21 protein-coding genes are annotated in these 24174 nt (G+C 62.5%); 8 read left to right on the top strand and 13 right to left on the bottom strand.

What is annotated here, in order from left to right:
- The first annotated feature begins 105 nt into the window (after positions 1-105).
- Complete coding sequence (locus KEM63_RS16340; RefSeq protein WP_223653546.1) at positions 106-1920, top strand: putative bifunctional diguanylate cyclase/phosphodiesterase; 1815 nt, start codon at positions 106-108, stop codon at positions 1918-1920.
- Here the strand turns inward: KEM63_RS16340 and KEM63_RS16335 are convergent.
- The 3 genes from KEM63_RS16335 to trhP all read right to left on the bottom strand — a co-directional run bounded on the left by KEM63_RS16335 (position 1913) and on the right by trhP (position 5460).
- A complete protein-coding gene (locus KEM63_RS16335; RefSeq protein WP_223653544.1) occupies positions 1913-3067 on the bottom strand; it encodes a GGDEF domain-containing protein in 1155 nt (384 codons plus the stop codon). The genes KEM63_RS16340 and KEM63_RS16335 overlap by 8 nt on opposite strands.
- Before the next feature lie 159 nt (positions 3068-3226).
- Positions 3227-4024, bottom strand: coding sequence for an undecaprenyl-diphosphate phosphatase (locus tag KEM63_RS16330; protein ID WP_223653542.1), 798 nt, complete (start codon positions 4022-4024; stop codon positions 3227-3229).
- Positions 4025-4167: 143 nt separating this feature from the next.
- Positions 4168-5460, bottom strand: a complete 1293-nt coding sequence (gene trhP / locus KEM63_RS16325) for a prephenate-dependent tRNA uridine(34) hydroxylase TrhP (RefSeq protein WP_223653540.1) — start codon at positions 5458-5460, stop codon at positions 4168-4170.
- Between the two features lie 163 nt (positions 5461-5623).
- Here trhP and KEM63_RS16320 point away from each other — a divergent pair, with 163 nt between their 5' ends.
- Entirely contained in the window at positions 5624-6643 is a 1020-nt protein-coding gene (locus KEM63_RS16320) for a cyclase family protein (RefSeq protein WP_223653539.1), read from the top strand.
- 323 nt (positions 6644-6966) lie between these two features.
- Here the strand turns inward: KEM63_RS16320 and KEM63_RS16315 are convergent, their stop codons facing one another.
- The 6 genes from KEM63_RS16315 to KEM63_RS16290 form a co-directional block, all read right to left on the bottom strand.
- On the bottom strand, positions 6967-7896 hold the full coding sequence (locus KEM63_RS16315) for an electron transfer flavoprotein subunit alpha/FixB family protein (RefSeq protein ID WP_223653537.1): 930 nt from the start codon (positions 7894-7896) through the stop codon (positions 6967-6969).
- Between the two features lie 2 nt (positions 7897-7898).
- A complete protein-coding gene (locus KEM63_RS16310; protein ID WP_223653535.1) occupies positions 7899-8648 on the bottom strand; it encodes an electron transfer flavoprotein subunit beta/FixA family protein in 750 nt (249 codons plus the stop codon).
- Between the two features lie 165 nt (positions 8649-8813).
- Positions 8814-9944, bottom strand: coding sequence for an acyl-CoA dehydrogenase family protein (locus KEM63_RS16305; protein WP_223653533.1), 1131 nt, complete (start codon positions 9942-9944; stop codon positions 8814-8816).
- Between the two features lie 11 nt (positions 9945-9955).
- Positions 9956-11152 carry an acyl-CoA dehydrogenase family protein gene (locus KEM63_RS16300; RefSeq protein WP_223653530.1) on the bottom strand — a complete coding sequence of 399 codons (1197 nt, stop codon included), beginning with the start codon at positions 11150-11152 and terminating at the stop codon, positions 9956-9958.
- Positions 11153-11211: 59 nt separating this feature from the next.
- The gene (locus KEM63_RS16295; protein WP_223653528.1) at positions 11212-13305 is read right to left on the bottom strand and encodes a 3-hydroxyacyl-CoA dehydrogenase NAD-binding domain-containing protein; all 2094 of its coding nucleotides are present in this window, start codon (positions 13303-13305) and stop codon (positions 11212-11214) included.
- 233 nt (positions 13306-13538) lie between these two features.
- Positions 13539-14333 carry an IclR family transcriptional regulator gene (locus tag KEM63_RS16290; protein WP_223653526.1) on the bottom strand — a complete coding sequence of 265 codons (795 nt, stop codon included), beginning with the start codon at positions 14331-14333 and terminating at the stop codon, positions 13539-13541.
- Between the two features lie 225 nt (positions 14334-14558).
- Here KEM63_RS16290 and KEM63_RS16285 point away from each other — a divergent pair, with 225 nt between their 5' ends.
- Both KEM63_RS16285 and KEM63_RS16280 read left to right on the top strand, forming a co-directional pair.
- Entirely contained in the window at positions 14559-16184 is a 1626-nt protein-coding gene (locus KEM63_RS16285) for an AMP-binding protein (RefSeq protein ID WP_223653516.1), read from the top strand.
- On the top strand, positions 16181-16849 hold the full coding sequence (locus KEM63_RS16280) for a crotonase/enoyl-CoA hydratase family protein (RefSeq protein ID WP_223653514.1): 669 nt from the start codon (positions 16181-16183) through the stop codon (positions 16847-16849). The genes KEM63_RS16285 and KEM63_RS16280 overlap by 4 nt, the downstream gene beginning before the upstream one ends.
- A gap of 171 nt (positions 16850-17020) precedes the next feature.
- Here KEM63_RS16280 and KEM63_RS16275 read toward each other — a convergent pair whose 3' ends face one another.
- From KEM63_RS16275 to KEM63_RS16260, 4 genes are all read right to left on the bottom strand, one after another.
- A complete protein-coding gene (locus KEM63_RS16275; RefSeq protein ID WP_223653512.1) occupies positions 17021-17503 on the bottom strand; it encodes a YbhB/YbcL family Raf kinase inhibitor-like protein in 483 nt (160 codons plus the stop codon).
- A 76-nt stretch (positions 17504-17579) separates the two neighbouring features.
- A complete protein-coding gene (locus KEM63_RS16270; RefSeq protein ID WP_223653510.1) occupies positions 17580-17870 on the bottom strand; it encodes a 5-bromo-4-chloroindolyl phosphate hydrolysis family protein in 291 nt (96 codons plus the stop codon).
- Positions 17871-18107: 237 nt separating this feature from the next.
- A complete protein-coding gene (locus tag KEM63_RS16265; protein ID WP_223653509.1) occupies positions 18108-19310 on the bottom strand; it encodes a 3-oxoadipyl-CoA thiolase in 1203 nt (400 codons plus the stop codon).
- 3 nt (positions 19311-19313) lie between these two features.
- Entirely contained in the window at positions 19314-20828 is a 1515-nt protein-coding gene (locus tag KEM63_RS16260; RefSeq protein WP_223653507.1) for a 3-hydroxyacyl-CoA dehydrogenase, read from the bottom strand.
- 230 nt (positions 20829-21058) lie between these two features.
- Between KEM63_RS16260 and KEM63_RS16255 the strand changes: the two genes are divergently transcribed.
- From KEM63_RS16255 to KEM63_RS16240, 4 genes are all read left to right on the top strand, one after another.
- Positions 21059-21487, top strand: coding sequence for a PaaI family thioesterase (locus tag KEM63_RS16255; RefSeq protein WP_223653505.1), 429 nt, complete (start codon positions 21059-21061; stop codon positions 21485-21487).
- A 10-nt stretch (positions 21488-21497) separates the two neighbouring features.
- The gene (locus tag KEM63_RS16250) at positions 21498-22841 is read left to right on the top strand and encodes a hypothetical protein (RefSeq protein WP_223653495.1); all 1344 of its coding nucleotides are present in this window, start codon (positions 21498-21500) and stop codon (positions 22839-22841) included.
- A gap of 13 nt (positions 22842-22854) precedes the next feature.
- Positions 22855-23667 carry a bifunctional DNA-formamidopyrimidine glycosylase/DNA-(apurinic or apyrimidinic site) lyase gene (gene mutM, locus KEM63_RS16245; RefSeq protein ID WP_223653493.1) on the top strand — a complete coding sequence of 271 codons (813 nt, stop codon included), beginning with the start codon at positions 22855-22857 and terminating at the stop codon, positions 23665-23667.
- Positions 23668-23812: 145 nt separating this feature from the next.
- Positions 23813-24154, top strand: a complete 342-nt coding sequence (locus tag KEM63_RS16240) for a multidrug transporter (protein WP_223653491.1) — start codon at positions 23813-23815, stop codon at positions 24152-24154.
- Positions 24155-24174 lie beyond the last annotated feature (20 nt).

The following is a 24174-nucleotide window of genomic DNA, read 5'->3' as shown; positions in this document are numbered from 1 at the left end:
TGTATTTGGCCTCTTCAGGGGCGACTCCGCAATGCTTGACCGAGGTCAAGAACGCGTCTGCAACGGCCGCTACAATGGCGGCCTTTCCAGTCCACGGAGTCGCCGATGCAAGCCCTTCAGCGTTTGCCCCTGCGTTACAAGTTCTGGGCGGTCAATGGAGTGGCTTTCCTGAGTACCCTGGTACTCGTACTGGTGGCGATGGTGCTCGAGCAGCGCAGCGTCAACCAGACCCGGCAGGAACAGGCCTTGAGCATGCTGCAGTTGTGGCATGAAAGCGATGTGGCGTTGGTCGACGGGCCGTTGCAGCCAAGGCTGTTGAATGCGCTGGACGGCGAGCCGGTGGAGCGCACGCTGTTCGAGGCGGCTGATGCCGACTCCCGCTGGGTACCGTTGTCTACTCCAGCGCTCTGGGGAGGCGATCGGCCGATCGGCGCCTGGGTTACCCGGGGGACCGGGGCAGCGGTTCGCGCCGTGCTCGTCGATGGCAAGACGTTCCAGCAGATATTCACCGATCGGGCCCCGGTCTACGCGCTGGCCGTGCTGCTGCTGATGATCGGCGTGCTGCTCGGATCGCAACTGCTGATCCGCTTCGTCGACCATTATCAGAAGCAGCTGCAGCGCATGGCGCATTACGATGTGCTGACCGATCTGCCCAATCGCATGCTGGCGCGTGACCGGCTTGACCATGCCCGCGACAAGATCGATCGCCGGGGTGGCTATCTTGCGGTACTGTTCATCGATCTGGATCGCTTCAAGACGATCAACGACAGTCACGGGCACAGCTTCGGTGATGCGGTTCTGTGCGCAGTTGCCAGCCGGCTCCGCGCGCGCTGCAGGGACGAGGACACGCTGGCGAGGCTTGGCGGTGACGAGTTTCTGCTGATCCTCGAGCATCTGCCGGATCCGAAGGTGGCTGATCAGGTCGCAGCCAATCTGTTGGCATTGCTCGAGCGCCCGTTGATGCTCGAAGACAGCCGGGAGGTCTACGTGGGGGCCAGCATCGGCATTGCCGTCTACCCGGGAGACGGTAACGGCAGCACCGAGCTGATTCGCAATGCCGACGCCGCCATGTACCGTGCCAAGTCCCAGGGGCGCAACACCTTCAGTCACTATGTCCCCGCCCTCACCGAGAAGGCTCGCGAGCGGTTCGAGCTGGAGCGCTCGCTGCGCAAGGCGTTGGCCATGGACGAACTCAGCCTGCACTTCCAGCCATTGATCGATCTGAACGACGGCCGCTGCGTGGGGGCCGAGGCGCTGCTGCGCTGGGACAGTCATCGGCACGGGCAGGTCTCGCCGGCTACCTTCGTGCCGTTGGCCGAGGACACCGGGCTGATCGTGCCGATCGGTAGCTGGGTGCTGCACCAGGCCTGTCGGCAGGCGAAGCTGTGGCTCGATGCCGGCATCGACGTGCAGACCATTGCGGTGAACCTGTCACCGATCCAGTTCATGCACCAGGATATCGTGCGGTTGGTCGCCGGGGCGTTGCAGTCTACCGGCCTGCCGTCGTCGCGGCTGGAGTTGGAGATCACCGAAGGTGCATTGATGGGCAACACCGAGCAGGCAGGGCAGATACTCGCCGCGCTGAAGCAACTCGGGGTACGCATCGCGGTTGACGATTTCGGCACGGGCTATTCGTCGCTGGCCTATCTGCGTCGCTTCCCGCTGGACAAGCTGAAGATCGACAAGAGCTTTCTGGCGGCGGTGCCTGCCGACGCTGGCGAGTGCCAGCTGGTGAGGACGGTCATAGATCTGGGCTGCAATCTCGGCCTTGATGTGCTGGCTGAAGGCATCGAAACGTCGGGCCAGCGCCATTTTCTGCAGTCTCACGGCTGTCGGCTTGGCCAGGGCTATCTGTTCGCCAGGCCGATGCCTGCTGACCACTTCGCGAGCTGGTACGAAGCCCGGCTCCCGGTCAGCTGATCGCCCCGAGCCGATCGCGGCCAGCCTGCTTGGCCTGATACATGCGCTGATCGGCTGTATCAAGCAGGGCACGGGGTTGCGCGCTGCGGTCATAACAGCGCTCAGCCAGGCCGATGCTGGCCGTCAGCCGGCTGCCATCGGGCCGGCTGCCCCAGCCCTGCTGCATCAGCCGCTCCAGGGCACGTCTGGCCTGGGTCATGTCGGTGTCCGGCATGATCAGCAGAAATTCTTCCCCACCCCAGCGCACCAGGCTGTCCGAGCTGCGCAGACTGGCGAGCATGTTGCGTGCGGCGCCAACCAGTGCGCGGTCGCCGGCCTCATGGCCGAAACGGTCGTTGATGCTCTTGAAATGATCCAGATCGATGAAGGCAACAGACAGCGCGCTGTTCTGGCGTTCGGCTGCGTCCCACTGAAGGCGCAGGATTTCTTCACCGCTGCCGCGCGAGAAGACGCCGGTCAGTGGGTCGCGAATCGCCTGTCGCACCAGAGCGATCATGAACGCCAGCTGGCTCATGCATGCCAGCGCCGTGACCCCGGCGATAAGCATGAGCAACCAGAAGGCGCCGGCAAAGGACGGCCAGTTGAGCGTGGTCCAGCTAAGGTACCCTGCCAGTGCCTGGGCGAGCAGAAGCACCACCGCCAGTACCAGATTCTCGACGAGCGTCAGCGGAAAGATGGCCAGACCCGCCATGAGCACGAATGGCAGAAAGGCGTAGCCCGCACCCACCGCTGCGGAAAACTGCGTGAGCTGGTAGCTCCCGAGCAGATAATGCGAGGTGATGTAGAACACTGTCGGGATTGCAAACAGGATGCCGATCGCACGATAGGCGTCGAACAGCTGCCCACTGGGCCGGTAGAACAGCAGTACCCCGGCAAACGCGAGGCATACCATCAGGCGCTGCAGCGCCAGGTGAAACCATAGCTCGATGGGGAACACCATCCAGTCGACGACGCTCCAGGCGGGCGTCAGTACAGCGAAGAGAAAGGCAAACAGTCGCACCCGATTGACGATCATCGTTGCCCGTCGCTGGGTCAGCAACAGCGCATGCCGATGAGGCGACAGCAGGCGAGGCAGTTCACTCGTTTTCAGCTCGCTAGGCAGCAGGCTGGCAAGGCGGTTACGCAGCAGGTCGAGTAAGGAAAGCATGGGGTTGGTGCCATCTGGTCATTGTTGTAACCCGGCTCGGTATCTGCCAGGTGCTATTCAAAGGCCAGTATTGGACCACGGCCACCCGCGGTGGATGTTGATCGAAGTCATGCCGGTGGCGTGAACACCCCGCCCGGCGAACGGGCGGAAGCGTTCAGATCAGAGGAACATCCAGAGCAGAATGGCGCCGAGGACGACACGGTAGACCACGAATGGCTGCATGCCGATGCGCTTGATGAACGCCAGGAAGTAGTGGATGCACAGATAGGCGCTGATGCCGGACAGGATGACGCCCACAGCCATGGGCGCCCACTCGACCTGGGTATCGGCCTTGACCAGATCGTAGGTCTTCAACAGGCAGGCCAGAACGGTGACCGGAATCGACAGCAGGAATGAGAAGCGCGAGGCGCCCTCGCGGTTCAAGCCGACCATCAGGCCTGCCGTCATGGTGATGCCCGAGCGCGAGACACCCGGGAACAGCGCCAGCGCCTGTGCGCAGCCGATCCAGAATACATCCTTCCAGCGCAGCTGGTGCTCGCTGCGCTGCCCGCGATGACGCCAGTCGACCCAGCCCAGCAGCAGACCGAAGATGATCAGACCCCAGGCGATCCAGATCGGTGAACGCAGGGAGGTTTCGATGAAATCCTGCATGATCAGCCCGACCAGGCCAACCGGAATCGTACCGAGAATCACGCCCCAGGCCAGACGCGAGTCGGCGTCGAGCTCTCGGGTCGACAGCGACCGCGTCCAGCTTAGCGTCATCCGCCCAATGTCCTGACGGAAGTACAGCAGTACCGCTGCCAGACTGCCCAGATGCAACGCGACATCGAAAGCCAGGCCCTGATCGGGGTCGCCGCCGAGAATGGGGACCAGAATGAGGTGTGCCGAGCTGGAAATAGGAAGGAACTCGGTCAGTCCCTGCACCACGGCAAGTATGACCACCTGCAGCCAATCCATAGAAACGCCTTCTCCGTCTAAAAAGTGCGGCAAGTAAACCACGACGCGCCCTGCAGGGCGAGTCCGGAATCCCGGCCAATCGAAGCGGCCGAGCCGCAAACTAAGGCATTGTCTGCGGCAGAAAATTCCATCGCGCCGTTAAATTACTCCGGTAGATAGCGCAACAGCAGTGCCATGTCAGCGGATACCCCCGGTGGCTGGGCGATGCGCACGCGATGCCCGGCCCCCGGCGCCACCTGCGCAGGATCACCATGGCGGTCCCTGAGCGATTCCAGGACGAAGGTATGATTTCCAGCAGGCGTCATCAGCTCGAGTTGATCGCCACGCTGGAAACGGTTCTTCACCTCGACCGTGAGCCAGCCATCGGCAGCGTCGATCACCTCGCCAACGAACTGGTGTCGCTCCATTCTCGACGCGCCATGTTCGTAGTTCTGGTACACACCCGGCGGATGACGGCGGTAGAAGCCCTCGGTGTAGCCGCGGTTTGACAGGCTTTCCAGATCGTCCATCAAGCCTAGATCGAAGGGGCGGCCCGCGACGGCATCGTCGATCGCGTGGCGGTACACCTGCACCGTGCGTGCGACGTAAAAGTGCGACTTGGTCCGACCCTCGATCTTCAGCGAGTCGACTCCCATCCCCACGAACCGCTCGACGTGCTGCACCGCGCGCAGATCCCTGGAGTTCATGATGTAGGTGCCGTGCTCGTCCTCCTCGATAGGCATCAGCTCATCGGGCTTGTCGATCTGGCGAATCACCTGCAGCGGCGGGGCGATGGACTCAACATTGCCCTCTGCCGTCTCGACGGCGGGCTGTACGTCGTACTTCCAGCGGCAGGCGTTGGTGCAGGCCCCCTGGTTGGCGTCCCGATGATTGAAATATCCGGAGAGCAGGCAGCGACCGGAGTAGGCGATGCATAGCGCGCCGTGGACGAAGACTTCGAGGCCCACATCGGGGCAGCGGCGACGGATCTCCTCGACCTCGTCAAGAGACAGCTCGCGAGACAGGATGATGCGCTCCAGCCCCAGCTTCTGCCAGAACCTCACCGTCGCCCAGTTCACCGCGTTGGCCTGCACGGAAAGATGGACCGGCAGTGTCGGCCAGCGCTCGCGGACCAGCATGATCAGCCCGGGATCGGACATGATCAGCGCATCCGGCCCCATCGCGATGATCGGCTCCAGATCCTTCAGGTAGGTCGCCACCTTGCTGTTGTGCGCGGCGATATTGCTCGCGAGATAAAAGCGCTTGCCCAGCTGATGCGCCTCGCGGATTCCCGCGGCGAGTACCTCGGGATCGTGAAAATCGTTTTCGCGTACCCGCAGGCTGTAGCGCGGCTGGCCGGCGTACACGGCATCGGCGCCGTAGGCAAAGGCGTAGCGCATCGCCTTGAGGGTGCCGGCGGGTGCAAGAAGTTCGGGGGCTTTGGGCATTGGCGTCATCCTGTTTACAAGACAAGAGGGCGCGCAGGGTAACTCCCCGGGACGTCCCGGTTATTGATCGAGGTCATGCGTATGGTCCGTCAACACGCTCGTTGATCCACATGACCGGTGCGTTACGGCATGGCATCTTGGGGCCAACAAGAACGACAAGCGGAGAACCATCATGCGCTGGAAAAACCGCCCGGAAGGGTCCAACTGGGGTGACTTCGGCCCGGACGACGAACTCGGTAGGTTGAACCTGCTGACGCCGGAAAAGGTCCTGCAGGGCGTGGCGGAAGTGCGGGACGGACGCAGCTTCTGTCTTAGTCTGCCACTGGATTATCCGGGCGGTAATGCGCTCAATCGCTTCCGCCATCCACCACGACGCTTCACCTCGGGGCGCGCGGGCAAGGTCAACTACAACTTCCCGCTGCATCAGGTGAATCCCGACTTCACCGATGTAGTCAGCGACGATGCAGTGCTGCTGTATACCCAATACTCGACACAGTGGGACGCGCTTGCGCACGTCGGCGGCATGTTCGACGCCGATGGCGACGGTACGGCCGAGCCGCTGTACTACAACGGCTGGCGCGCCGGCGTCGAGGTGCTCGGGCCGCAGGGCCATGAAGACGCCCTCGAAGGCGTTCGTGCCGAGCGGCTGGGCATCGAGAAGATGGCCGAAACAGCAGTAAGCGGGCGCGCGGTGCTCATCGATCTGGAAAGACATATCGGACGTGAGAGGGTGCTCGTCGGCTTCGAGCAGCTGCAGCGGATCATGCAGGCCGACGGCGTGGTGGTGGAGCCGGGCGACATGGTCTGTCTGTATACCGGCTTTGCCGATGTGGTGCTGGACATGAACCGCGAACCGGATGCGCATACCCTGGAAAACAGTTGCGCAGTGCTCGATGGTCGCGATCCGGAATTGCTCAAGTGGGTGACCGACAGCGGCTTGAGCGTGCTGATCGCTGACAATTATGCTGTGGAAGCCTATCCGGCGCGTCAGGGCGATGGCTGCTGCGCCGCTTTGCCGCTGCACGAGCATTGCCTGTTCAAGCTCGGCATTCACCTCGGTGAGCTGTGGTACCTGACCGAACTGGCGCAGCACCTGCGTGCGAGCGGGCGCAACCGCTTCCTGCTGACCGCACCGCCGCTGCGGCTGCCTGGTGCTGTGGGATCGCCGGTCTCGCCGGTGGCGTTGGTGTAAGCCGCCGGCCGATCGCTTCGTGCATTCGTCTTCGCGGTCATGCCCGCTCCTACGGGCGCAGGCACGATGTAGGAGCGCACCTGGGCGCGAAAGCGGCATCGCAGACGCTCCGGGGTATCGTCCTGGATACCGTGCATCCTTCTTCGCGGTCATGCCCGCCTACAGGATTCGATATGCACACTCTGATGTAGGAGCGCACCTGGGCGCGAACGCGGGATCGCCGGCAGCGCGAAGTTCTGTGTTGGGATCGCGCTCCCCATCGCCGCGCACCAACAAAAAACCCGGCCAAGGCCGGGTTTTTCTTACTGCGTGCTGCGCACTGCTCAGATCTTGCTTTCCAGCTCGGGGATCAGCTCGAACAGATCGCCGACTAGGCCGTAATCGGCTACCTGGAAGATCGGTGCTTCTTCGTCCTTGTTGATCGCCACGATCACCTTGGAGTCCTTCATGCCGGCCAGGTGCTGGATGGCACCGGAGATGCCGACTGCAACGTACAGGTTCGGTGCAACGATCTTGCCGGTCTGGCCGACCTGCATGTCGTTGGGGACGAAGCCTGCGTCAACCGCAGCGCGCGAGGCACCCACCGCTGCACCGATCTTGTCGGCCAGCTTGTACAGCATCTCGAAGTTCTCGCCGTTCTGCATGCCGCGCCCGCCGGAGATGACGATCTTGGCACCCGCCAGTTCGGGACGGTCGGACTTGGCCAGCTCTTCGCCGACGAAGCTCGATACACCGGCATCTTGCGCGCTGGAGACGTTCTCGACGCTGGCGCTGCCGCCTTCGGCTGCGACCGGATCGAAACCGGTGGAACGCACGGTGATGACCTTGATCGACGCGCTGGACTGCACGGTAGCCATGGCGTTACCGGCGTAGATCGGACGCACGAAGGTATCCGCGCCTTCCACTGCCGAGATCTCGGAGATCTGGTCGACGTCCAGCAGGGCGGCAACACGCGGCATGTAGTTCTTGCCGTTGGTGCTGGCGCTGGCAAGGATGTGGCTGTAATTCTTGCCGAGTTCTGCGATCAGCAGACCCATGTTTTCCGGCAGCTGGTGCGCGTAGGCCGCGTTGTCAGCCAGCAGGACCTTGGACACGCCGTCGATCTTGGCAGCAGCGTCAGCCACGGCCTGGCAACCTTCGCCAGCGACCAGTACTTCGATGTCACCGCCGATGGCCTTGGCCGCGGCGACGGTGTTCAGCGTCGAGGCGATGAGCTCGGCGTTGTTGTGTTCTGCAATAACCAGAGTTGTCATGTTCAGATCACCTTGGCTTCGTTCTTGAGTTTGTCGACCAGCTCGTCGACGCTCTTGACCTTGATGCCGCCCTTGCGTGCAGCCGGCGACTCGACCTTCAGAGTCTTGATGGTGGAGCTGGTGCTCACACCCAGATCGTCAGGCTTGACGGTTTCCAGCGGCTTCTTCTTGGCCTTCATGATGTTGGGCAAGGAGGCGTAGCGCGGCTCGTTCAGGCGCAGGTCGGTGGTGACGATGGCCGGCAGCTTCAGGTCAACGGTCTGCAGACCGCCGTCGATTTCACGGGTGACCTTGACGCGCTCGCCGTCGACGGCCACTTCAGAGGCGAAGGTGCCCTGGGCGTAGCCGGACAGCGCAGCCAGCATCTGGCCGGTCTGATTGTTGTCCGAGTCGATCGCCTGCTTGCCGAGGATGACCAGCTGGGGCTGTTCCTTGTCGACCACGGCCTTGAGCAGCTTGGCGATGGCCAGCGAGTTCAGCTCTTCGCTGCTCTCGACCAGAATGGCGCGGTCGCAACCCAGTGCCAGCGCGGTACGCAGCTGCTCCTGGGCAGCGGTCGGGCCAACCGATACGGCGACGATTTCAGTCGCCACGCCTTTCTCTTTCAGGCGCACGGCTTCTTCCACGGCGATTTCGCAGAAGGGGTTCATCGACATCTTGACGTTGGCGAGATCGACACCGGTGTTGTCCGCCTTGACGCGAACCTTGACGTTGTAATCGACCACGCGCTTAACGGCGACGAGGATTTTCATGGACGCTAGTCCTCCACAAGTCTATGAGACGCCCGCGGGCGCATGACATTAAAAGGGTGCCTAGCATAACGGCAGTCGCTGGCACCCGATAGTGCAAATGGCCATTAAGCTGACAAACCAGCCGGAACGAGGGCGGTCACGCCATTATTCCGGCTGGTTATCGGCTCAGGCGCTGAGCTGGTCTGCGTAGGCGGCCAGATGATGGTCTTCGTCACCCAGCTGGTGGGAAATCATCACGAGACGCTTGGCGTAGTGCGCACCGGCGTATTCCCAGGTCATGGCGATACCGCCATGCAGCTGGATCGACTGCTCGGCCACATACTGTGCGGCGCGGTTGACCATGTACTTGGCAGCGGAGAGCTTGGCACTGCGCAGCTCGCTGTCTTCGTCGTTGGCCAGCGATGCAGCGAGGATCGCCATGGAGGTCGCGCGCTCAAGCTCGCTGACCATGTCGACCATACGGTGCTGCAGGACCTGGAACTTGCCAATGACCACGCCGAACTGCTTGCGGGTCTTCAGGTAGTCCAGCGTGATGTCGCACAGTTCGCGCATGGCGCCAACCGCTTCGGCACACAGCGCAGCGATGGCACGGCCGGACTGATAGCGGATGGCATCATACGCCTGGCCTGCAGTGCCCAGCAGTTCGCCCTTGGCCCCGTCGAGGAACAGCTCGCAACCCTTGCGACCGTCGACAGTCGCGTAGTCGCGACGGCGCACGCCTTCGCTGCTCGGATCGACGATGAACAGGCTGATGCCGTCCTTGTCACGGGCATCGCCGGCGGTACGCGCCGAGACGATGATCTTGCCGGCAGTGTGACCGCCGATGACCACGCCCTTGCGACCGTTCAGAACCCAGCTGTCACCCTGCTGCGAAGCAGTGGTGGTGACATTGCTGAGCTCGTAGTGGCTGTGCAGTTCTTCCAGGGCAACAGTGGCCTGCAGCTCGCCCGAGGCGATGCCGGCAAGCAGTTCTTCCTTCTGCGCGTCGGTACCCAGCTGGGTGATCAGGCCGCCAGCAAAGATGACCGATTCCATGTAGGGTTCGAGGCAGATGCCGCGACCGAGCTCCTGCATGATCAGCATGTTTTCCACGCCGGTGCCGCCGAAGCCGCCGAGCTCTTCCGGGAACGGAATGGCGGTCAGGCCCAGCTCGCCCATCTGCTTCCAGAAGTCGACCGAGAAACCGGCTTCGCTCTTGCTGGCGTGCTCGCGCTTGTCAAAGGTGTAGGTATCGCGAACCAGACGGGCCGCGGTTTCCTGGAGCATTTGTTGCTCTTCAGACAGTTTGAAGTCCACGGGCAGTCTCCTTAGAGTTCGAGAATCATTTTCGAGACGATGTTCTTCTGGATCTCGTTGGATCCGCCGAAGATCGACAGTTTGCGCATGTTGAAGTACGAGGACGCCAGCGACGGAGCGTAGTCGTCTACCAGTACTTCACCCTCGTAGCCGTATTCCATTTCATCCGGCAGGAAGGGCAGGGCATAGACGCCCAGTGCCTTGCGCAGCAGGTTGGTGATGGCCTGGCGAATTTCGGTGCCCTGGACCTTGAGGATCGAACTTTCCGCGCCCGGTACGCCGCCTTCGGAGGCTGCTGCAACGATCCGCAGGGTGCTCATTTCGGCTGCCATCAGCTGCATCTCGACTTCGGCGATCTGCGTGCGGAACAGCGTGTCTTCGATCAGCGGCTTGCCGTTCTTCATCTGCTTGGAAGCGACGCGCTTGAGATGACGCATGGCTGCCTTGGAGGCGCCGATGCCGGCCAGACCGGTACGCTCGTGAGTGAGCAGGTACTTGGCACAGGTCCAGCCCTTGTTCTCTTCACCGACCAGGTTCTCGACCGGTACCTTGACGTCGTCGAAGAAGACTTCGTTGACTTCGTGGTCGCCGTCCAGGGTGATGATCGGGCGCACGGTGATGCCGGGCGTGGCCATGTCGATCAGCAGGAAGGAAATGCCACGCTGCTGCTGAGCTTCAGGGTCGGTACGTACCAGACAGAAGATCCAGTTGGCGTGCTGGCCCAGGGTGGTCCAGGTCTTCTGACCATTGACGATGTAGTGATTGCCGTCGCGCACTGCGCGGGTCTTGAGCGAAGCCAGGTCGGAACCGGCGCCGGGCTCGGAATAGCCCTGGCACCACCAGTCGGTACCGTCGAGGATGCGCGGCAGATAGCGCTGCTTCTGCTCTTCAGTGCCGAACTTGATGATCACTGGAGCGACCATGTTGACGCCGAACGGGACCAGGCGCGGAGCGCCGGCAGCGGCAGACTCTTCGTCGAAGATGTGCTTCTCGATCGGGCCCCAGTCGGTGCCCCCGTGTTCGACCGGCCAGCCCGGTGCGTACCAGCCCTGCTTGGACAGAATCTTCTGCCAGCGCTCGTGGTCTTCCTTGGCCATGTGCTTGCCAAGCTTGACCTTGGCCGCAATGTCCTCGGGCAGGTTGTTCTTCAGAAACTCACGCACTTCGTCACGGAAGGCGAGCTGCTCGGGTGAGAAATGGATTTCCATGTGTAGTCCTCGTTGTAAACGGTACGGTCCCGCCGGCGAACCGGCAGGCCCCGGGGTCATCAGAGATCAGCGAACTTGCGACCTTCCCTGGCCAGCTTTTCCAGCAACGGTGCCGGCTTCCACCAGGCACCGAGCTTGTCGTGGAATTCGCAGATCTTCGCGTACACGCGATCGACTCCGACGGTGTCGGCATAGAACATCGGACCGCCCTGATGGGCGGGGAAGCCGTAACCGTTCAGATAGATCACATCGATATCGCTGGCGCGCTGGGCAATGCCTTCTTCGAGGATCTTGGCGCCCTCGTTGATCAGCGCGTAGATGGTGCGCTCAATGATGTACTCGTCGGACAGCTGCTGACGCTCGACGCCCTGCTCTTTTGAAGCGGCTTCGAGGATCGGCGGCAGGTCTGGGTTCTCCTGCGGGGTACGCGAGCCCGACTCGTAAACGTAGAAACCTTTCCCGGTCTTCTGACCGAGCATGCCTGCTTCTGCCATCTTGTCGAGAATGGCCGGCAGCTTGTATTCGCTGGGCAGGGTCTGGCGCTGGCGGTTGCGGATCGCCAGACCGATATCCAGGCCGGACAGATCGCGCATGGCGAAGGGGCCCATGGCCATGCCGAACTTCTTCAGCGCGCCGTCCACCTGTGCCGGGGTGGCACCTTCCTCGAGCAGGAATTCCGACTCGCGACCGTACTGGAACACCATCCGGTTACCGACGAACCCATCGCAGACACCGACCGGCACGGACACCTTTTTCAGCTTCTTGCCGATGGCCATCGCGGTAGCGAGCACTTCGTTGCTGGTCTTCTCGCCGCGGACGACTTCCAGCAGGCGCATGACATTGGCCGGGCTGAAGAAGTGCAGGCCGACGACATCTTCCGGGCGCTTGGTGAAGTCGGCGATCCTGTTCAGGTCCAGCGACGACGTGTTGCTGGCGAGGATGGCACCGGGCTTGCAGTTGGCATCCAGTGCTTCGAACACCTTCTGCTTGACGCCCATCTCTTCGAACACGGCTTCGACCACGACATCGACGTCACCAAGGTCGGCGTAATCGGTTATGCCGCTGATCAGGCGCATGCGCTTGTCGAGTGCGTCCTGGGTCAGACTGCCACGCTTGACGCTCATGCCGTAGGTATCCCGGGCGCGCTCGATGGCCTTGTCGCGGGCTTCGCTGCTGATCTCGAGAATCTTCACCGGAATACCGGCATTGGCGAAGCAGATGGCAATGCCCACGCCCATGGTGCCGCCACCGATGACGCCAGCGGACTTGATCTCGCGCACCGGCGTGTCCTTGGGCAGGTCATCGACCTTGGAGGCCTGACGCTCGGAGAAGAACGCGTGGACCAGCGCGCCGCGCTGCGGCGATACCAGACATTCACCAAAGAGTTCACGCTCGCGCTTCAGACCTTCTTCCAGCGGCAGGGTGAACGCCGCTTCGACGGCAGAGACGCAGCGCTGAGGCGAGAACAGGCCAGGCATCTTCTTATCGATTTCGGCGCGCTTGGCGGCGACGGCCCCGGCGTTGTCGACGCCTTCGAGCTTGTCGGTGCGCTCGCCGGTGCGGCGTGCGCCCTTGCCGTCCATCAGCAGTTGCTGGGCGAAGGCAATGCCTTCGGACAGCAGGTCGCCTTCGATCAACTTGTCGACCACGCCCAGTTCGAACGCTTCAGGAGCGCCGATCGGGTTGCCGGAAACAATCATGTCCAGAGCCTTGGGTACGCCCACCAGACGCGGCAGACGCTGCGTACCGCCAGCGCCGGGGAGCAGGCCCAGCTTGACTTCGGGCAGGCCGACCTTTGCGTCCTTGCGGGCGATGCGGTAGTGACAGCTGACCGCTACCTCGAGCCCGCCGCCCAGGGCAGTACCGTGAATCACGGCAACGCTGGGCTTGTTGCCGGCTTCGATGCCGGCAACAACGTCAGGGAGGCTGGGAGACTTCGGCGGCTTGCCGAACTCCTTGATGTCGGCTCCGGCCATGAAGGTCATGCCTTCACAGACCAGGACGATGGCTTTGACTTCCGGATCGGCTTCGGCGGCCTTGAAGCAGTTCTGCAGGCCTTCGCGCACCGCAATCCCCAATGCGTTGACCGGTGGATTGTTGACTGTGACGACGGCAATGTCGCCTTGACGTTCCAGGGTAACCACGTCCGACATGCTTAACCTCCGTTTAACTGGGTGGGCTGTGTTTCACTATGCGAAATAATGAAACCATGTTTCGCTAGGCAAAATACAAAAAAACAAATCCTTTGTCGATGCCCCTCGCAGGCGAAATGTGGCTGAATCACTCATGTTGATGGCCCGAATTCGAGGGGCGGGATGGCAATGCGGGCGATAGATTTTGGCACCCCGCTGCCGCATTGGTTCCGGACGCAAACCCCGTGTCCGGATCAGACGCCCAGGCGCTCCACATCGCGTGCCAGCATTGCCAGCTGATGGGCGAGCTGGTTCTTCACTTTTTCCTCGGATACCAGATACGACGGCGCACCGCAGGTCAGCGCCATCAGCGTTCCGTCCTGCAGAAACAGGGGCACCCCGGCGGCGTTGACGTTGCGGTCCCAGTCGCCGAGGGACAGGCAGAACCCATGCTTGGCGTAGTCCTCGAAGCTTCGCTGCAAACCGGCCTCGAGCTCGGTCCAGTTTTCCGCGTGACGGTCCTTTAGAGCGGCGATCACATGGCTGCGCTCTTCATCCTTCATGGCCGCAAGATAGGCACGGCCGGCTGCCGTGGTCGCCAGTGGCAGGCGCACGCCGACATCCATGCGCAGCGAGGTGGTCTCTGCAGGGCGACAGTTTTCCACGTAGATCATGGACAGGCGGTCGCGGCAGGTCAGGCCGACGGAGGTATTGGTGGTGCGAGCGAACTCGTCCAGGTATGGCTTGGCCAGCTGACGTACACGAAGGTTGGAGACGTACGCGTAGCCCAGCGCGAGCACACCGGAGTCAAGCTGGTATTTTTCCAGTTGCGGTGAGTAGCTCAGATAGCCCAGTTTGGTGAGGGTGTAAGTCATCCGCGAAACAGTGGGCTTTGGCAGCCCGGTGATTCTGGCGATGTCCTGGTTGCCCATGACGACTGCGCCCTGGCTGAACGCACGCAGGACGTCCAGCCCGCGAGAAAGGGCCTCGACGAATTTGCGATCCTTGCCCGGTATCGTCTCCCTCAGGGATTCCAACTCTTCGTTCATGTGGTCTGGTTACCTTATCGATGCGTCCTGCAGCGGTCTATTATTGTTCTTGGTCTACTCCGGATTGTTGCCCGGAAGCCGGAACGATACCAGATGCAGGCATTCTGCACAGCGAGACTGGTTAGAGATTGTCTCGATGATTGCACACTTGAGGTAGATAGAATAGCATCTTTTTGGTATGTAGTTTCGCACTGCAAAATAACAGTCCAAAAACAAGAGGTTCAGATGTCGATTCCTGCACAATCGGTCGTGGCCACTCAACTGACGCAATTGGGACACAGCACTGTCTTCGACGTCCTCGAACAGGCCTGCCAGCGATACGGCGACAGACCGGCGTTTTCCTGCGGGGACGAAACCCTGAATTTCCTCGAGTTGCGCCACAAGGCTGACCTGTTCGCGCGGTACCTTCGGCACGCGGCCGGGCTCAAGCCGGGTGATCGATTGGCCATCCAGCTGCCCAACCTGCTGCAGTACACTATCGCCATCTTCGGCGCCATGAAGGCGGGTCTGGTTGTCGTCAACACCAACCCGCAATACACCCCGTTCGAAACCCGTCACCAGTTTGCCGACTCCGGCGCCAGGGCTGTGGTGGTGCTGGACAAACTGATCCCGCTGGTGCGCAAGATTCAGGCTGAGACCGATGTCGACCTGCTGATCGTCACCGGCACGGATGATCTGCGCAATCCGGTATTCGATACCGAGGAAAAGGGCGCAGTACGCTTCATGGAGACGCTGCGCCGCGGCGAGCAGCTGCCAGCGGTCCAGCCCGAGCGAGGGCTCGATGACCTCGCGCTGCTGCAGTACACCGGCGGCACCACGGGCGTTTCAAAGGGTGCCATGCTCACCCACCGCAACATTCTGAGCAACGTGCTGCAGGCCGTCAGCATCATCCGCGAAGGTGATGTCGAATACGGCAACGAAGTGCGCGTGTCGCCACTGCCGCTCTATCATATCTTCGCCTTCACGGCGAACTGCATCGCCTCGGTCTACACCGGCTTCCACAGCATTTTGATCAGCAACCCGCGTGATCTGGACAGTATGATCGCCGACATCAAGCGTCAGCCGATCACCTTGCTGACGGGCATCAATTCGCTGTTCGTCTCGCTCATGAATCATCCCGACTTCGACAGCATCGACTTCAGCAAGCTCAAGTGGGTCAACTCCGGCGGGGCGCCGCTGAACACCGAGATCGCCAAGCGCTGGCAGGCACGTACCGGAGCGGTGGTGCGTGAAGGCTACGGGCTGACCGAAACCTCGCCCGTGGTCGTCGCTTCCACCGCGTTCACACCTTATAAGGAAGGGTTCATCGGTCGAGCCGTGATCGATACCGAGATGAAGACGATCGATGACGACGGTAACGAGACGCCGCGCGGCCAGCCGGGCGAGCTGTTGATCCGCGGGCCGCAGGTCATGCAGGGGTATTGGCAGCGTCCCGGCGAAACCGCCGAAACGATCACCGATGACGGTTGGCTGAAGACCGGCGATGTCGGGATCATCGACGAGGAAGGTTTCCTCAAGCTGGTCGACCGCAAGAAGGACATGATTCTGGTGTCCGGCTTCAACGTCTACCCGAATGATGTCGAGGATGCGGTCATGCGCCATCCCGGCATCCGCGAGTGTGTAGCGGTAGGCGTTCCGGACGAGCGCAAGGGCGAGTCGATCAAGCTGTTCGTCAGCCTCAATGATCCGAGCCTGGATGAGGCGGCGATCATCGCGCATTGTCGTGAGCATCTAACCGGCTACAAGGTGCCGAGCTACGTGGAAATTCGGGAGGACCTGCCCAAGTCCACCGTGGGCAAGCTGTTGCGCCGCGTTCTGCGTGACGAAGCACGCGCGCAGTCCGACACGTGAGCGCACTCAGCCTGTCGATCGCTGGTGGTATCGCCGAGATCGGTCTGGACGACGGCAAGGCCAATGCGCTCTCGCAGAGCATGATCGAGGCGCTGCTCGATGCGCTCGACCAAGCGGCCCGAGCCGATGCGGCAGTTCTGCTCTACGGTCGACCGGGCATATTCAGTGGGGGTTACGATCGCAAGCTGATCGACGCCGGCGGGCCCGCCCGGGACGCCATGCGCGAAGCGGGAGATCGGCTGACCGTGGCCATGCTCGAATTCCCGGCCCCGCTGGTGATCGCCAGTACCGGGCACGCCATGGCCAAGGCAGCGTTTCTTCTGTTGCTGGCCGACTACCGGCTGGGATCGGCCGGCCCGTTCAAGGTCAGTCTCAACGAGGTGGCGATCGGCATGACCATGCCGGATGTCGCCATGCACCTGGCGCGCGAGCGCATTCCCACCGCTTGGCTATCGCGCTGCGCATTGCAGGCGGAGCTGCTTGACCCTGCGCAGGCCATGGACGCGGGATTTCTGGACGAGCTGTGCCCGCCGGATCAGTTGCTGGAGCGGGCGCGGAGCAAGGTTAAAGCCCTGGCGACGCTGGATCGCCAGGCCTATCGGGAAACGCGGCGGCTGCTCAATGCACCACTTCGTGAGGCGATCGGGCAGTCGTTGGGATATTGATCGGGGTGAGGGAAGGGAGAGGCCGGCGCATCTCCCTTCGCGGTCATGCCCGCGCCTACAAGGTGAGGTTTCCCCGCATCTCTGTAGGAGCGCATCTGGGCGCGAAAGGGGTGAGCCATCGATTTGATGACCCGTCAGGCGCCCCGTTCGCTCCTGCGGCTGGGCCCAGGATCACCCGCGCTGGTAGGTCCCGATCAGGCGGTTCATCGCCAGCGTGTGGCGTTCCACCTTGGCCAGCAGTTCCCACATGTTCATGCCTTCGGGCAGGTGCAGGTCCGCGTCCAACGCCAGAATCCAGTAATAGTAATGATGGCGGCCATGGCCTTCGGGCGGCATGGGGCCGTTGTAGCCGATCTTGCCGAAGTTGTTCTTGCCCGATGTGAAGTCACTGGTGCCCTCGGGCAGCGATTCGACCTCGGACGGGATGTTGTACAGCACCCAGTGGACGAAGCCGTAGGTACCGTTGGGAGAAATTAGGGGAGCATCCGGGTCGTGGCAGATGATCGCGAACGACTTGGTACCGGCCGGCGGGTTCGACCAGCTCAGCGCAGGCGACGCGTCGACGCCTTCTCCGGTGTGCTTGGTAGGGATGGCGCCATGCTGCTCGAAAGCAGTGCTGGTCAGTTGCAGTTCGGTAGACAGTGCGAAGCCCATGTAACCTCCTCGGAGTGAATGCGTGACGATTTGCAGAGCGTCCGACTGACGACCCCCTGCGTTGACGGTTGTTCCGTCAGCGTACCATTGCGCTGAGCAGCCAGAGGCCCAGCAACAGCCAGATGACCCCGGCGATGAAATGCTTGCGCATGAAGGCGCGTACACCCGCATAGAGTAGCAGCAGTCCGACGATGACCGCGGCGATACTCAGCCAGCTGCTGTCCACCCCCAGCGTTCGCGCGAACCCGTTGACGAAGGCGGCGCTGGCACCGCTGAGGATGTCGAACAGCCAGGCGAGACTGTCAATGATCACCCGGACAATAGAGCCGAGCACTTCACCAAGCCATTCGAACGGATTCATCTGCATACTCATTCCTGCGTAGAAAGATGGCGATACCTTAGCAGAACCGCCCGCTGGTGCGCAGGACGGAAAGAAGACTCGTAAAGGCTGAACGATGTCCGAGGCCGGCACGGAGAAACGGCGTGACCTGGCCTGGGCTGCATCGGCATGCCGCACAGCTGACTAATACGAAAAGCCCCGCCAACCGGCAGGGCTCCTTATCTTTTCGCGTCCTAGCCTTTCAGCTTTCAGCGGCTTCTCGAATCAGACCCGTTCGATGACCGCCGCCACGCCCTGACCGAGGCCGATGCACAGGCTGACCAGCGCATAGCGGCCACCGGTGCGCTCGAGCTGGCGCATGGCGGTGAGCGCCAGGCGGCCGCCGGAGGCGCCAAGGGGATGACCCACGGCAATGGCGCCGCCGTTCGGATTGAGTCGCGGATCGTTGAAGTCCAGCTCGAGCATCTTCGCGCAGCCAAGCACCTGCGAGGCGAAGGCCTCGTTGATCTCGATGACGTCCATATCCTTGAGTGTCAGACCTGCGCGGGCGAGAGCCTTCCTGCAGGCTTCGACCGGGCCGACCCCCATGATGCGCGGCGGCACGCCAGCTACGGCACCAGCCAGGATACGCGCGCGGGGCTTGATACCGAACTTCTCGCCAATTGCTTCGGACCCGAGAATCAATGCCGCAGCCCCGTCGTTCACGCCCGAGGCATTGCCGGCGGTGACCACGCCGCCTTCGAACAGCGGGCGCAGCTTGCTCAGCGCCTCCATGTTGCTCTCCGGGCGCGGATGCTCGTCCTGATCGACCAGCGTCGGCGGCTTTTTCCGGCCCTGCGGCACTTCAATGCCGTGGATCTCGTCCTTGAAGAAACCGTCGGCGCGCGCCTTTTCGTAGAGCTCCTGGCTGCGGGCGGCATAGGTATCGGCCTGCTCGCGGGTGATGTTCAGCTCCTGGGCCACGTTGTCCGCGGTCTCCGGCATGGTGTCGCAACCGTGTGCCTGTTCGACCTTCGGATTGGGAAAGCGAGCGCCGATGGTGCTGTCGAAGGCACGGAATTCGCGGGAGTAGGGTGATTCGCTCTTGGCGATGACGAAAGGCGCGCGGCTCATGCTCTCGGCACCGCCGGCGATGATGAGCTCGCCTTCGCCGGCGCGGATCATGCGATGACCGTCGAGCACCGCGGCAAGGCCGGAGCCGCACAGACGGTTGACCGTCAGCCCGGGCACGTCGTGAGGCAGACCGGACAGCAGCGCGGCGTGACGGGCAATGTTGCGCGCGTCTTCACCGGCCTGGTTGGTGCAGCCCATGACCACGTCTTCGTACTGGTTCTTGTCGAACCCGTTACGCTCGATCAGCGCGCGCATGACCTCGGCGAGCAGGTCGTCCGGACGTACGCTAGCCAGGGCGCCGGCATGGCGGCCAAAAGGGGAACGCAAACCATCGTAAATGTAGGCAGTGCTCATGAATTACTCCTGGTTGTCCGGGGTGGTGAGTGGCAGATCGAGTTGCGCGCGGCGGCGCAGCCAGGGGCTTGGCCGGTAACGCGGCTCGCCATACACCGCCTGCAGATTGCACAGCACAGTCAGCACGCGCTGCTTGCCGTAATGTTCGCCGAAAGCCAGCGGACCCTTGGGGTAGCCAAGCGCGAGTTGGATGGCGCGATCAAGTGTTTCCGGGGTGGTGATGCCCTTCTGGGCGATCTCACTGCCCAGATTGATGACGCTGGCGATCAGGCGCTGAATGACGAAGCCGGGTGAATCGTTGATCACCTCGACCGGTACACCGTCGGCGGCCAGAGCCTGACGAGCCTGGGCAACGACATCGGTCGATACGGCAGGGTTGCGCATCAGAGTACGGCGCTTGTCCCAGTTGGCGAAAACGTCGATCGCCACGGTACGCTCGGCGGGCAGGCCGAGGTGCAGCAGGGCAGTGGTGCAGTCCTCGCCCAGCGGAGTCACCAGGCAGATGGCTTCGGCGCTGGGCTGGTTGCCGGTCTCAAGCGTGGCGCCAGCCGCCTCGAGAGCAGCATGCACATCGCTGCGCACGGCGTCATCATCGCAGTGCAGCCAGAAAGGGCGGTTGACCAGTACGGTTTCGGCGGCAGGCTCGGGGGTTTCGACCTTCTGGCCGTCCTCGTAGCGATAAAAACCCTGACCGGTCTTGCGACCAAGCAATCCGGCGGCCACGCGCTGCGCGGCGATGAAAGAGGGGGTGTAGCGCGGATCGTGATAGAACTGCTCGTATACCGATTCCATGACCGCATGCGAGACGTCCAGGCCGGTCAGGTCGAACAGCTCGAACGGCCCCATGCGAAAGCCCGGGCCGTCGCGCAGGATGCGGTCGATCTGCTGCGGCGTGGCAACCCCTTCGCTGAGCATGCGCAGCGCCTCGGTGCCGAAGGCGCGACCGGCGTGGTTGACCAGAAAGCCGGGCGTGTCGGGCGTGATGGCCGGGAAGTGACCGGCTTTCTCGGCGAGCTCCACCAGACCCTGGATGTAGCGTTCGTCGGTACGCGAGCCGCGCACGACTTCAACGATCTTCATCAGCGGCACAGGATTGAAGAAGTGGAAGCCGGCCACACGTTCGGGGCGCTGGCACCCGGCGGCGATGCGGGTGACCGAGAGCGAGGAGGTGTTGGTGGCGAGCACGCAGTCGTCCCGGACGATGGCTTCCAGATCCCGAAACAGGTTCTGCTTGACCTCGAGCAGCTCGACGATCGCTTCAATGATCAGGTCGCAGTCCTTGAGATCATCCAGGCTGGCGGCCGGCTGCATGCGGGCGACAGTGGCATCGAATTCGTCCTGGCTGAGCTTGCCCTTGGCGACCGAGCGTTGCAGCAGGTTGCGGTTGAATTCGAGTGCGTCGGCGATCGCCTCGGCGCGGGTGTCATACATGATTACCTGCTCGCCGCTGGAAGCGAAAAGCTGCGCGATGCCGCGGCCCATGGCACCGGCGCCAATCACGCCAATCCGGTTGAACATGCGTAAACTCCTCGTTACTCTTGTCGTTCCGCATAGCGGAATGAGGTTTCGTTGCAGGTATGCGAGATTAAATCCTGGGCTGCGTGGTTGCAAGTTCGCGCAGATCGGAGCCCGCTCGCCGTGGTCAGACAGCGACGTGGCATACTTGTCTCAAAATCAGGACAGTCGAGGCCGGCTCCAAATCGCTGGCGGCTGTAGTGTCCCGCAAGTGTAGATTAAGGTGGTGTCTAGTGGATCAGGATCAACGTCAGGCTGTAGAGCGCTCGGTCACCGGCTTCTTCCAGGACCTGGGGGTCGAGCTGGTGGAATACGGCAAGGACCGGGCGGTGATCGCCCTGACGCTGACCCAGAAGCACATGAACAATGCCAGCAACCTGCACGGTGGCGTCACTGCCAGCCTGCTGGACATCGCCATGGGCCTGTGCGGCACCTGGGCACCCACGGCCGAGGAGCGCCGGGTCGCCATCACCCTGTCATTGAACGTGAATTTCTCGGCGACGGCTCCGGTCGGCACCCGCGTGCGCGCCGTGGCGACCTGCCGTAGCGCCGGCCACAAGGTGTTCATGGCCAGCTGCGACCTGCTCGACCATGACGACAGGCTGATCGGGTTTGGCGAAGGCGTGTTCAAGAAGGGCGCATACCGCAAGGATCTGCCGTGAGCCTCTGTCAATGAAGGCAGCGCTGCTGCCACTGGGCGTAGGCCTCGAGCTGATCGCCCTGCTGAGCGCATTCAAGCCGCTGAGCTGGCTGGCGGCGCTGATCTTCCTTGCCTACTTTACCCTGCATTTTCGCCGTCTCAATCCGTATCCTCGCTGGCTCGGCATCGCCACGCTTTGTATCGTTCTGGCCTCGCTGTTCAGCAGCCGAGCCGACGCAGCGCTATGGCCTCGGCTGGCCTCCTCTGCGGCGTACTACACCAGCTTTCTCGGCGCGCTGGGTCTGATGCAGCTGCTTGCCAAGCGCCTTCCCCAGTTGCGCGAGATGCACAAGGCGCTGCTGTCGGGTTCCAAGGTCGTGCTGTATCCGCGCTATGTGCTTGCCGCCGGGAGCATCGGCTCGATTCTCAATTTCGGCATGATGAACCTGCTCTGCGGCACCCTTACCGAGCATCTCAAACGCTATCCGCTTACCGAGGAGCAGCGACGCGCCGGCCTGCGCAGCGTAATGGTCACCACGCTGCGCGGGTTCGCTCTGGTGCCGCTGCTGGCGCCGACCAGCGTGACCATCGCGATCATCTCGCGGGAAATGCCCGAGCTCTCGTGGGCCAGCATGGTGCCCTACGGGGTGATCGCGGCGCTGATGATGATCCTCGTCGGCTGGCGACGGGAGACGGGCGGCCTGCTTGCTCTGCGGGACAACATTGGTGACAGCAGCAAGGCCGAAGGGATGATCAGCCTGTTGATCGGTAGCCTGCTGGGATTGGGGGCAATAGGTCTGCTTGCCTGGCTGTCCGAGCTGTCGGCATCGCAATCTGCCATGGTACTGGTTCCGTGCGGCGTCGTTTCATTCCTGCTCTGGCGGGATCGCTCGCCGCGCGCCGCGTTGGGTGAGGTGACCGAGAACATGAGCAGCATGCACAACGAGATGTTCATATTCGGCTGTGCTGCCGTGCTCGGCGCAGTGCTTGGGGCGGTGGCCCCGCTGGAAGACATCGCAGCCTGGCTGGCTCAGGAGCCCAAGTACAATCTTCTGTTGGCGGTAGCCAGCCTGTTCAGCACCATCACCCTGGCGGTCATCGGTGTCGCGCCGATCGTCTCGCTTTCCTTGATTGCCGGGCTACTGGCGCAGTTGGGGTACCTTGGTGTGCCGATCATGACGCCGGCCGTGGGGTTGATGTGCGGATTCTCGCTGGCAATGATCTTTTCGCCGTTCGGCCCGTCCACGCTGATCCTCGCCCGCTACAGCGGCGAGAAGCCCTGGCGCGTGGCGTTCGGCTGGAACGGTCGATTCGTGGCCAGTGTCATGCCGCTGTTGCTACTGTTATTGTTCGCCACCTACTGGTTGCATAGCTGAGCGCTGACGAAACATGCCCGAATTACCCGAGGTCGAGACTACCCGCCGCGGCATCGCTCCCCACCTTGAGGGTCGCCGTGTAACGCGCCTGATCGTGCGCGACCGTCGCCTGCGCTGGCCGATACCGGAGGATCTCGGCATCCAGATCGAGGACCAGACGTTTGCTGCCGTGCGCCGCCGCGCCAAGTATCTGCTCATGGATATCGGCGGGGGCACGCTGATCAGCCATCTCGGCATGTCAGGAAATCTGCGTCTGGTGCCGGTGAACACGCCGGTGCTCAAACACGAGCATGTCGACATCGAGCTCGATTCGGGCATGGCGCTGCGCTATACCGATCCGCGTCGGTTCGGCGCCATGCTCTGGAGTACCGATCCATCCAGCCATCCGCTGCTTGCCCATCTCGGCCCGGAGCCGTTGTCCGGAACCTTCGATGGCAGTCGGCTGTTCAGTCTGTCGCGCGGACGCAGCATGGCGGTCAAGCCCTTCATCATGGATAACGCGGTCGTCGTCGGCGTTGGCAACATCTACGCCACCGAGGCTCTGTTTGCGGCCGGCATCGATCCGCGACGCGAGGCAGGGCGTATCAGCCGTGCCCGTTACGACCGGCTGGCCGAGGAAATTCGGCGGATTCTCGCCTATGCCATCGAGCGCGGCGGCACCACGCTGCGCGACTTCATCGGCGGGGATGGCCAGCCCGGCTACTTCCAGCAGGAACTGTTCGCCTACGGGCGCGGCGGCCAGTTATGCAAGGTCTGCGGCGGCACCCTGAGTGAGGTGCGCCTGGGGCAGCGCAGCTCGGTATTCTGCAGGCGTTGCCAGCGCTGAAGGCGGCGGAATCGGGACGGGTTGGCAATTTTCTGCGGCCAGATTCCGTAATGCCACGATTGGGCCTACAATGGCCCAACGGCACCCGGGAAGGGTGTTGTTCGTGAGAATAAATGCCTACCGGGCCACCACCAGGGATCCTACTATGCGCCTGTTACGTCACACCACCGCCATGCTGGCCGGCCTGCTGCTCGCAGGCAGCGTATTCGCCGCCGACTCCGCCGCCTTCGGTTATGAAGAACACGTCGAAAATCCAGGCATCTTTGCCATGGTCGGCGACCTGGTCATCGCGCGTCCGATCGGCGCTGCCGTGACTGCCGTCGGCGCTGCCGCGTTCCTGGTCAGCCTGCCATTCACTGCGCTGGCCGGCAATACGGCCGAAGCCGGTCAGGAGCTTGTGGTACGCCCCGGTCGCGAAACCTTCATGCGCTGCCTTGGCTGTACCAAGACCGGCTATGGCCGCAAGCAGCAGCAGGAACGTCTCTGACCTAGCGCGACCGCCGAAAC

Source organism: Halopseudomonas nanhaiensis (assembly GCF_020025155.1).
Taxonomy (GTDB): Bacteria; Pseudomonadota; Gammaproteobacteria; order Pseudomonadales; family Pseudomonadaceae; genus Halopseudomonas; species Halopseudomonas nanhaiensis.
This window is presented reverse-complemented; position numbering and strand designations above follow the sequence as displayed.

Bases quoted from the DNA above. Each gene is read 5' to 3' on its own strand.
- KEM63_RS16340 (WP_223653546.1), top strand. From the start codon at position 106: ATGCAAGCCCTTCAGCGTTTGCCCCTGCGTTACAAGTTCTGGGCGGTC.
- KEM63_RS16335 (WP_223653544.1), bottom strand. From the start codon at position 3,067: ATGCTTTCCTTACTCGACCTGCTGCGTAACCGCCTTGCCAGCCTGCTG.
- KEM63_RS16330 (WP_223653542.1), bottom strand. From the start codon at position 4,024: ATGGATTGGCTGCAGGTGGTCATACTTGCCGTGGTGCAGGGACTGACC.
- trhP (WP_223653540.1), bottom strand. From the start codon at position 5,460: ATGACGCCAATGCCCAAAGCCCCCGAACTTCTTGCACCCGCCGGCACC.
- KEM63_RS16320 (WP_223653539.1), top strand. From the start codon at position 5,624: ATGCGCTGGAAAAACCGCCCGGAAGGGTCCAACTGGGGTGACTTCGGC.
- KEM63_RS16315 (WP_223653537.1), bottom strand. From the start codon at position 7,896: ATGACAACTCTGGTTATTGCAGAACACAACAACGCCGAGCTCATCGCC.
- KEM63_RS16310 (WP_223653535.1), bottom strand. From the start codon at position 8,648: ATGAAAATCCTCGTCGCCGTTAAGCGCGTGGTCGATTACAACGTCAAG.
- KEM63_RS16300 (WP_223653530.1), bottom strand. From the start codon at position 11,152: ATGGAAATCCATTTCTCACCCGAGCAGCTCGCCTTCCGTGACGAAGTG.
- KEM63_RS16295 (WP_223653528.1), bottom strand. From the start codon at position 13,305: ATGTCGGACGTGGTTACCCTGGAACGTCAAGGCGACATTGCCGTCGTC.
- KEM63_RS16290 (WP_223653526.1), bottom strand. From the start codon at position 14,333: ATGAACGAAGAGTTGGAATCCCTGAGGGAGACGATACCGGGCAAGGAT.
- KEM63_RS16285 (WP_223653516.1), top strand. From the start codon at position 14,559: ATGTCGATTCCTGCACAATCGGTCGTGGCCACTCAACTGACGCAATTG.
- KEM63_RS16275 (WP_223653512.1), bottom strand. From the start codon at position 17,503: ATGGGCTTCGCACTGTCTACCGAACTGCAACTGACCAGCACTGCTTTC.
- KEM63_RS16270 (WP_223653510.1), bottom strand. From the start codon at position 17,870: ATGCAGATGAATCCGTTCGAATGGCTTGGTGAAGTGCTCGGCTCTATT.
- KEM63_RS16265 (WP_223653509.1), bottom strand. From the start codon at position 19,310: ATGAGCACTGCCTACATTTACGATGGTTTGCGTTCCCCTTTTGGCCGC.
- KEM63_RS16260 (WP_223653507.1), bottom strand. From the start codon at position 20,828: ATGTTCAACCGGATTGGCGTGATTGGCGCCGGTGCCATGGGCCGCGGC.
- KEM63_RS16250 (WP_223653495.1), top strand. From the start codon at position 21,498: ATGAAGGCAGCGCTGCTGCCACTGGGCGTAGGCCTCGAGCTGATCGCC.
- mutM (WP_223653493.1), top strand. From the start codon at position 22,855: ATGCCCGAATTACCCGAGGTCGAGACTACCCGCCGCGGCATCGCTCCC.
- KEM63_RS16240 (WP_223653491.1), top strand. From the start codon at position 23,813: ATGCGCCTGTTACGTCACACCACCGCCATGCTGGCCGGCCTGCTGCTC.